Origin of the sequence: Gelidibacter salicanalis (genome assembly GCF_016469035.1) — a bacterium.
GTDB classification, from domain to species: Bacteria; Bacteroidota; Bacteroidia; order Flavobacteriales; family Flavobacteriaceae; genus Gelidibacter; species Gelidibacter salicanalis_A.
Genome location: NZ_JAEHJZ010000007.1, coordinates 188184 through 197318, shown reverse-complemented (window position 1 = coordinate 197318; position 9135 = coordinate 188184). Strand labels below are relative to the sequence as shown.

The window sequence follows — 9135 nt, the reverse complement described above, 5'->3', positions numbered from 1 at the left end:
CTCTTCGTGCCTCATTCGGAAAGACAAACCATTTTCAGAAAAGAATTTCATTCTTTTGTTTAAAACTATGGATTTCCAATTCATAGTGGTTTATTTGTTGCTTTATAGTGGTGATTGTACTAGAATTCAAAGGGTTGGGTTTTGGATAAAGTGTTTTTTTTAGGCAATAAAAAGAAGAGATAGGACTTCTCTTCTTTTTAAAGAATGTATAATTTCGAAATAAAGGATTATTAATTTCTAATAATAAATGAGCACAAATAATGACAATCGCAATTATGATCGTGACCAAGATCAACAAAGCAATGAACGCAATCAGAATCAAAACCAACATCAATCTTCACATCAAGATCAACGCGGTGATAGAAACACAGATGAGCAACGGGACAACTCACGTAACACCTCCTCTCGCGATATTGAAAGCAAATGGACGGATATAGAAAGCGATTACAGAAAGCGTTACACAAACCTGACGGACCAAGACCTTAATTATCGCGATTGGGACTTTGATAATATGACCGATCGTATTGCGCAACGGACCAATAGAAGCAGAGATGAGGTGAATGATGAAATTAAAAATTGGAAGAATTAATACCAAAGGGTTATACTGTTACCCCTGTTAAACCATTTGCAACCTTTGGTATGAAACCCCATCATAGATGGGGTTTTTTTGTTTCCAAATTTGTGTGTTCACCTCAATACGTGTTTAGGTTTAAAATATTACCTTTTGAGTTCATAGCAATAAATTTTGTGCCTTACCTTAGATTGATTTAATTAAATAACGATTATTATGAGCACAAAACCAGAAGACCCAGATAGAAGAGATGACTACCAGAATATTGTTAGTAACACTAAGGAACCTACCGGAGATTTACAGAAAAAATGGGCCGTTATTAAAGACGATTATATGCGTAAATATCCTGATCTGACAGAAAGCGATACGAGTTACCTTTTAGGCGAATTTGAGAAGATGTTGTCAAGTATTGCCACGCGTACAAAGAGAAGCATTGCCGAAGTTAGAAATGAGATTATGACTTGGAATGTTTAACTGTTCAACCCAACCACTGTACTCTAATGGATTTGCTTAAAAGAGGGGGTGAGTTGCTACATATAATTGCTTAGTTAAAGGTTAAAACTCTGCTCCCGATAGCTATCGGGATTCATTGCAGTTACTTTAGTTATATAAACTTTTAAGCGTATGTTGTCATTTCGACAGAGCGAGGAACGAGTGACGAGAAATCTTATAATAATATGATTCCTCTTCGTGCCTCATTCGGAATGACAAACTATTTTCAGAAAAGAATTTCATTCTTTTGTTTAAACCTTTGGATTCCCAATCCATAGTGGTTTATTGTGATTGCCATCTGAGGATTGCCACCTAATCTGTTTCACAATAATTTTTGAGCGCTTGTAATTCTGTTAAAGCTTTTTTAAGAGCATCAGAAGTTGTCAGGCCACAATAGGAGTTCATCAAGTTGTTCCCACGATATCTCCATCATCTCCATCTTTTTTTTAATACGCTCAAATTTTGGCATTGCTATCAAAACAAAATGACAGACCCCCTGTAAATAAATGTAGAAGTGTTTTAAATTAATTTAAAATCTTCAACACTCTCCATTTTTTGTTTCAGTTCTGGTATGTTGATACTATTTCTGATGCCATTATCCCTCTGAACTTTCTTGTCTTTTAAATTCCTTATGATCTCAGCATAGACTTGTGCAGGCGTTAACTCTTGTCCATTGTCTTTTTTAGATTCGATGATCCCATTTGCTTGGGCTACATTTATGGCTTCAATAATCCGGTTTTGATAATTGTCAGCAACTTCAAAAAAGTTTTCATAATAGAGGGTATATTTTTTAGCGAGCTCTACAAGCATATCAATGTTGTTGTTATAGTATTTAACATCCATCTCTTTTTGAAGCAGTTCAGAATAGTTAATTTCACCTCGATCATTCTTATATTTGTTTTCTATATCCGTAAGATGCTTGTTGCTTAATTCATTATTAAAGGACGTTAAAACTCTATTAAAATACGCGTCTATGGTTTCATTTTCTTTTCTGTCAGTAGCGGTAAATTTCAATCGAGGAGCGTCCTTTTTTAATTTGTTTAAAAGATCAAGCTGTAGATTTTCCAAAAGTACGCGTCGGTCGCCATTTGAAGATTGATTTAAGATGTTTGCCTTGTCTAAAGTTGTAAAGTAGGTGAGGTACTTATTGAGCTCGTTTTCAAATTTTCTCAGTTTTTCCAAATCGGCGTGTTTATCGTTCATTGATGAACCGTAGGCGATATCAAGAATTGAATTTGAGGCCGTAACGGCATTAGAAACAAAAGGAATACTTGATATTAGCGGACTATTCATAACGTTTTTGGCTATATCTATGAAGCGATTAAGCTTTGACTTTTTTTCAAAGATCCCAATTGAGGTCGCCGATTTTATAATAACATCTTGAAATGAAAATCCTAAAGGACCTTGTTGAATACTACTTAAGGATTTGATATAGCCTTGATACTCTTCATCAGTCAATCGGGACTTTAAATTGATGATATCATCACTAAGTACTTTATATAATTGCGCTGAACCATTGATGTTTCTCTTAATCGTGTTCCATTTGGTTTCATCTGAAACCTTTTTATCACGAACTAATTCGTTAAGCGTTTTTCCAGTAATTTCAAGACTATTTAAAAGTGTCTCATTATTTTTTTTCAGGTTCTCTATTTCTTTGGTAAGCCCTTCTAATTTAGTAGAGTCGCTTACTATTTGTCCAAAGGATAGGAGAGGGGTAATCAAGAACAAAATACTATAAATGGTTGTTTTCATATGTGCTGGGTTAATTGCTGCTAACGTGTTTGTTTATGGTTTGTTGTGTAATTAGCCACCCAATTTATCAAATGCAAACCGAATAGAATATCAATAGTTATAGAGATTTGCATGTGGGCTTGGCTGGGGGAGTTAAATTTAGGGATTTTGACTAAAGGTTATTCTATACTTAAGGACGTCCTATAAATTTTGCTGTTGCCATTATGACTTTGATTAAGATAGGATGTTAAATCAGAAATCGAACTGAATTTTCTGGACTTAAGTGTATTGCGCTTGCTTGTAAAATACAAGATTTGGTTTTGCGCATCATAAAACGGGCAATAGTCCATGTATTTGGAGTTTATGGGAACGCCTAAATTTGTTGGCTTTTTCCACTCTCCGTCGGCATCCTTCTTTGAAATGTACAAATCGCCACTGCCTTGACCATCTTTTTCGTTATATTTTGAATAGATTATAAAATCCTCTTCCTCTGAGATAAAGGCGTTAAATTCATAACCCTCACTATTAATGTTGTTGTTTAATAATGTCGGGTTAGAATAGGAACCGTCTTCCCATTTACAAACATAGAGGTCATCTTTTCCATACCCTTTAGGAGATACCATTGTAAAATAGAGATTGTTATTTTTGCTGACGGATGGATAAAATTCGTCCAACACTGAATTCACTGGTTTTCCCATGTTTTTGGGTTCTGACCAGGTCGCATCTTTACCACTCCTGTCACTATACCAAATATCAAAATCCTTTTTGTGATCAGAGGAGGCATCCAAAGGTCTATCCGATACAAAAAATAAGCGCTTATTGTCATAGGACAAAAAAGGTTCTAAATACATAAACACATCACAAAAGGGGAGCAGTTCTGGTTGTGACCATATATTATTTTTCATTGTAAGAGATGCTAATTGTGAAATTTCTTGTCCTGGGCTTTGTATGGTGAAAAATGCTTCAGTTCCATCTTTAGACATACAAAAATCACGGACATTCATAAACTGATTTAGTACCTCGTTAAATTGGGTGATTTCAGCAGAATTTTGGGCTGTTATTACCTGTGAAACAAAAAGGAGAATTACAAGTTTGATTATTTTCATTTTATGTTTGTTTAAAATAAATGATAAACCCTGTTAAGAGTTGTTGCCCACGGCAAGAGTAACCACTTTTTATTGTTTAAAATAGTCGTTAAAAAAGAGCAGTTGATATTGTATCGAATTTGACCAATACGCCCAATTGTGATTTCCGGGACGTTCAATATAATCATGCGCTATATTTCGCTCCATTAGTTTTTCGTGTAAACGTTTGTTGGCATCGTAAAAGAAATCACTAATTCCACAATCAAATATGAGTTTTAAACTGTTGTCAGTGAGTTTATAAACCATATTAATGACGGTGTTTTCCTCCCAATTGTCTTTATACTCGGCATAATTACCCAATCGTTTGTTGAGATCCCAGTTATTAGGAAACGGACGGATGTCTAATCCTCCGCTCATACTACCCGCAGCTCCCCAAATATCCTGATGTTTAAATGCGAGATAAAATGCCCCGTGACCTCCCATGCTTAAACCAGTAATAGCTCTCCCAGATTTTTCAGCCGTAGTGTTGTATGTGGTGTCTATAGCGTTAATGAGTTCTTTTGAGATATAGGTTTCGTATTTCATTTTTACATCCATGGGGCTGTCAAAATACCAACTGGTAAGACCGCCGTCAGGGCAAACAATTATAAGATTATAAGTGTCCGCATAGGCTTTTAACTTCGGAACTTTAGAAACCCAATCTGCATAAGTTCCACCCGCGCCATGAAGCAGATATAATACGGGGTAACTTTCTTGTTCAGCGGAATAATGATCAGGTAGTATGACTAAATTTGGAATAGATTTATTCATGGATGCGCTTGCCACCATGAGTGTGTCTACTCGCGATGCGCTAACGATTAATGTGTTGAAAGTTAAAAGGAGTAGGAGTAATCTTGGTTTCATAAATTATAATGGTTTTTAAAAATACAGACCGTTTTGAATAATAGCATCTATAGCATGTTTTTCGTGCTGCACTAATGCATTGTAAGCATCTTGTTCTAAATTGCTTTTCACACCAACGAAATTCAAAGCATACGCTTTCAAGATGGTATTGAAAATTAATTTCACCCTCTTTAGATGGTAATCAGAAGTAATGATTGTTAAGTTACTGTTTTCAAATTTTGTGATGATAGGTTTTATTTTTACGGCATCTTCAACAGTATTTGCGGACAAAGCAAAGTCCAAAAAATCGTCTTCCAAAACGCCTTTTTCAATTAAATATTGTTTGGCTAATGATGCGTGCGACGCTGTTGAAGTGTTAAAATGTACTCCCCAACCCCCAGTGCATAGGACACGGTTTCCCTTCTGATAGTGTTCAACGCAGTAATTCAATCGGTTTATTGAGATGGCACTCAATTGTCCGGAAGATGCATTGGGACTGCCTAAAATTATTAAAATCTCTTTGTTCATCAATTATTGAATTCTGGGCCAGTATTAAATTCCTAATGCCGGCATAAAAACTTTAGAACGCTACAACTTCGGTCTAAGCACTGCATCTTGGGGAATAAAAAATTCAACCTTTCCACACTCAGAACAATGGTATAAATCAAAAGACTCCCGGTTTTGTAACAATTCAAATATACTTCCAAAAACTCCAATTCTGTTTCCTTCGTGAAATTTGACCTGCCCAGAGGGTTTCATTGGAATGTCTCACCTTAAGCAATTGATCTCTCTGAGAGATTCAGTAGAGTCTACAAATTCAATAATTTTCTTATCATAAAAGCTGTAATTACAATTCCAACATAATTCAAAGTGGTCATCCACTTCTGATTTACAATTTGGGCAATATTTCATAGGCGTTCAAATATTTTTGCTCATCATGGAATCATTTAATTGATATACCAATTTCCTATATATGTAGTCATAGCATCTAAAGATAAATGTAATCATTTTTAATATATAAGGTAATGGCAACTATTTTACACTGTTCTGTCGTAGCTGTAGCTGTTCAAAGACTTGTTAACAATGAAGTCCTCTTCTTAATATGCCGTTTGCATGCCTACAAATACGCGGTATACCATTATAAATAATATTACATATTGTGCAGTAATATGTGGGGCAGGCTCTTTTTAAAAAAATCTAATTACTGTATCTTGCAGGCTTATAAAACGGTGAACATTATGAAAGTGAATAGAATACTAAATTATATTGCAAAAGTCCTAGAAAATATGCCTACTGATTGGTTGCGACTTACAACGCACCGCTTGGATATTTACAATGAAGAGTTAGCCAAAACCCAATTTTTACAGGAATTTGAAGACTTATTCAATAACAATAACTCTGAATCCATCGCATTACGCCAATTACCTACGGCTTACGATTATATTCGATTGGGCCATCCACTATCTTGTATCCTAGAATGGACAGTGGCTCATGTAAAAGGTATAAACCCCAAAAATGTCATCAGTTTTTCCTCAAAGACGATTCCTGTTTTGGCCATTCTGAGAAAAAATGCGTTAGACAATACAAATACCCAAATTTTTTACAAAGGAGAGCTACCTGCATCTTTTGACGCTGAACTGTTAAAAACGGTTTATGGGTATAATTTTGATTTACAAAAGGTCGAAAACGTTGAGGATGTTCCGGCCGGTAACGGCAGTTCTATTTTTATTTCAGAACAGGATGACTTTCAAAGCATTACGCTCACCAAAACCATCGACTTTTATGTTGGACTGCATGATCAGCTTGGAAGTGTTTTATTAGTAAATGGGGAACAGAACGACAATTATATTTCAGACATTCAACATGTTAGAAGAAGAGAGACCATTGCAATGACACCAGCTAATTGTTTAACAGCATTACAGTTGCTTACGCATACATCTAATCGTGATAATAGTTTAGAAAATAATTTACAGACCAATAAAGCACGTGTTCTGAAGTCCATTAAAGAGGTGGCCAACACGCCTACAAAGGCATTAGTTGCATCTAGCGGGCTCTCTATGCAATATGCGATTATGATGGGCCTGGTTCACGACGCCGTAGAAAACCATAACGGAAAAGACATCAAATTGATTGTGCCTCCAAATTGTTACGGTGGCACAAATGATCAAGCAAGGCGCGTTGCGGAGTGTCTTGACAATGTTGAGGTGGTAGACTTATTAGTGGATGGAGATAATAATATGGTTGCAAGTATTGATGCCGTTCTTGCTCAGGTTGCCCGAGAAGATGCCGTGCCCTATATCATTGCTGAAATCCCCACAAACCCTCGGGTTGAGGTTCCAGATCTATTAGCGTTAAAGGCTGTGTTAAGTAAAGAGCGTAAAACCGCCAAAGAAGGTATTGCCATAGAGCCTGTGTTTATCTTAGATCAAACATTTTGTCCCAATTACCATTTTTTGGGTGAAGGGGATCTCCTCTCAACCGTTAAAACCCTTTCTTATGTGAGCGGATCAAAATTTCCAAGTGGCGGTCAATGTACTGCTGGATATTGTGTAGGCAATCAGAAAACGCAAGGGCTGATGGAAAAAATAGAAACCCACTTACATCTTTGCGATAATGAGGCGACACCGCTTCAATATGAAATATTAGCAAAACAGATGCCTTTAATGAATCAAAGAATTGCAGAGGCTTATAGCAACACACGAGAGTTTGTAAACTTTATCCAGAAGGCCTTACCAGAGGCAAAAATCAATTTTGTTTCAGAAGAGTTGGCACAACAAGGTTTTACACCGTCAGTATTTTCATTGGGACTTCCCACAAAAGGGAATAGCGATGAAGAAAAAGAAGCTTATAAAAGGGCGTTAAATCTCAAGTTAATCAATCTAATGATTACTGAAATTCCTGATGAGAGCAAGTTTTGTGTCAGTTATGGCCAGTTAAAAGGAAGTTATTGGACCATTCCGGCCACATCTACTCAAGGCACCACCAAAGAAGGGGACAAGGATTATATTGTCCGGGTCTCATTGTCTCCTAATTTGGATCTTGAACGTCATAAACAAGTCCTTTTGGATTTTGTTAAAATTATGTAGATATAAAGTGGTGTGGATCTAATGGGCAAATAGAATTCCTTGGGATAGAATATGCTGAAAAGAGAGATGTCCCAGTTGGGTTTTTTTCAGATTCTAAAAAAAATTGATTTTTGACTTAATACTTAAAAAGAGGAGGTGAAATATTTTGAATTTCTCTTTTTGAGAGTTGGAATTTAAAACAAGCGGGAACCTCTTTTTATCAAAACTTGTTTTGTTAAATCCGAAGGATTTTCCAAGTAAGCACAGATCAAGCTATAGCTCATCCAGTGTGTTGGGTGTAATATTTTGAATCTAAATTTGAAATTCTACATCACTGTAGCCCGTCATGCATTTTGAATCGTTACAGGACATAAATTCAATTTCTGCACTAATTTTAAAATTCTTTTTTTCTTTTATTTTGATCTTTTGTTTAAAGGTAGCTTTTGTTTTAAAAGATTTAATTTCCTTTTTAAAGGTGGGGTCAAATGATGTATGTCCTTCTTCTTCAGACGTGATTCCAATTAATTCATAATCATCAGTTTCTTCAAAACTAAAAATTGTTGGCAAGGGTCCATTTTCTATTAACTCTTGGGAATATAAATGATAATTTGTTTCAATATTGGCAATAATTTTTAATTCATATTCTGTTTCTGATACTTTGTTAGTTTCTGTAGTCCATTTTACAGGCTCAATAATCATGAGGTCATTTGTGTCCGTGTCATTTATTATAACTGATTTTGAATTTAAGTTTTCGGTATTGATTTCGTTCTTGTTTAAGTCGTGTGTTTGTGTATCGCTTTTACAGCTAATTAAAGTAAAAATCAAGATTGAATATATTATTTTTCCCATAGTTCTATAATTTTTCTAACTCAAGTTTTTTCCGAAATGGCAGGAGTTTACAATTTATGAATTTTATTAGTTAATCAGGAAGGATAAAGGAGCAAATTTAGTATAATCTACTACAAGCTAAACTTCGGCAACATTGTTAATACTCTCTCTCTCTCTTCTTACGCAATTGCGTTCAGGTCCCAACTGAACCGACGCGTTATTAGGTGCCGATACACCGGCGACAACTACTAAGATTGCCATTGGACTTCAGATTTTATTTGGTTGTTTTTTGTTTTTCTTCCTTAATATTTTCACTATTCGACTGTACATTATTTTTGATAGACTACAATTATAACCGTCAAAGTCTACAGTATTTATAAATTGAATGACTACCGTATCGATGTCTTTGTGGTATTCACGCCGCTGTTGGTGTTTTTCCCAACAGCATTCATTCTCTATTCATTTGACATTTTACTATTTT

At 35.5% G+C, this 9135-nt stretch carries 8 protein-coding genes; 3 read left to right on the top strand and 5 right to left on the bottom strand.

Annotation, left to right across the window (positions count from 1 at the left end):
* The first annotated feature begins 247 nt into the window (after positions 1–247).
* Positions 248–589, top strand: a complete 342-nt coding sequence (locus tag JEM65_RS05135; RefSeq protein WP_199597752.1) for a hypothetical protein — start codon at positions 248–250, stop codon at positions 587–589.
* Between the two features lie 198 nt (positions 590–787).
* The gene (locus JEM65_RS05130) at positions 788–1045 is read left to right on the top strand and encodes a hypothetical protein (RefSeq protein WP_199597750.1); all 258 of its coding nucleotides are present in this window, start codon (positions 788–790) and stop codon (positions 1043–1045) included.
* 537 nt (positions 1046–1582) lie between these two features.
* Here JEM65_RS05130 and JEM65_RS05125 read toward each other — a convergent pair.
* The 4 genes from JEM65_RS05125 to JEM65_RS05110 form a co-directional block, all read right to left on the bottom strand.
* Complete coding sequence (locus JEM65_RS05125) at positions 1583–2815, bottom strand: hypothetical protein (RefSeq protein WP_199597748.1); 1233 nt, start codon at positions 2813–2815, stop codon at positions 1583–1585.
* A gap of 158 nt (positions 2816–2973) precedes the next feature.
* Complete coding sequence (locus JEM65_RS05120) at positions 2974–3900, bottom strand: PD40 domain-containing protein (protein WP_199597746.1); 927 nt, start codon at positions 3898–3900, stop codon at positions 2974–2976.
* Between the two features lie 69 nt (positions 3901–3969).
* Positions 3970–4782 (bottom strand): alpha/beta hydrolase, encoded by an 813-nt coding sequence (locus JEM65_RS05115; protein WP_199597744.1) that lies wholly within the window; start codon positions 4780–4782, stop codon positions 3970–3972.
* 15 nt (positions 4783–4797) lie between these two features.
* On the bottom strand, positions 4798–5289 hold the full coding sequence (locus JEM65_RS05110; protein ID WP_199597742.1) for a YdcF family protein: 492 nt from the start codon (positions 5287–5289) through the stop codon (positions 4798–4800).
* 710 nt (positions 5290–5999) lie between these two features.
* On the opposite strand from JEM65_RS05110, the gene JEM65_RS05105 reads away from it, so the two are divergent.
* Positions 6000–7847, top strand: a complete 1848-nt coding sequence (locus JEM65_RS05105; protein ID WP_199597740.1) for a PLP-dependent transferase — start codon at positions 6000–6002, stop codon at positions 7845–7847.
* Between the two features lie 291 nt (positions 7848–8138).
* Here the strand turns inward: JEM65_RS05105 and JEM65_RS05100 are convergent, their stop codons facing one another.
* Positions 8139–8675, bottom strand: coding sequence for a protein-disulfide reductase DsbD domain-containing protein (locus JEM65_RS05100; protein WP_233530528.1), 537 nt, complete (start codon positions 8673–8675; stop codon positions 8139–8141).
* Between the last annotated feature and the right edge of the window lie 460 nt (positions 8676–9135).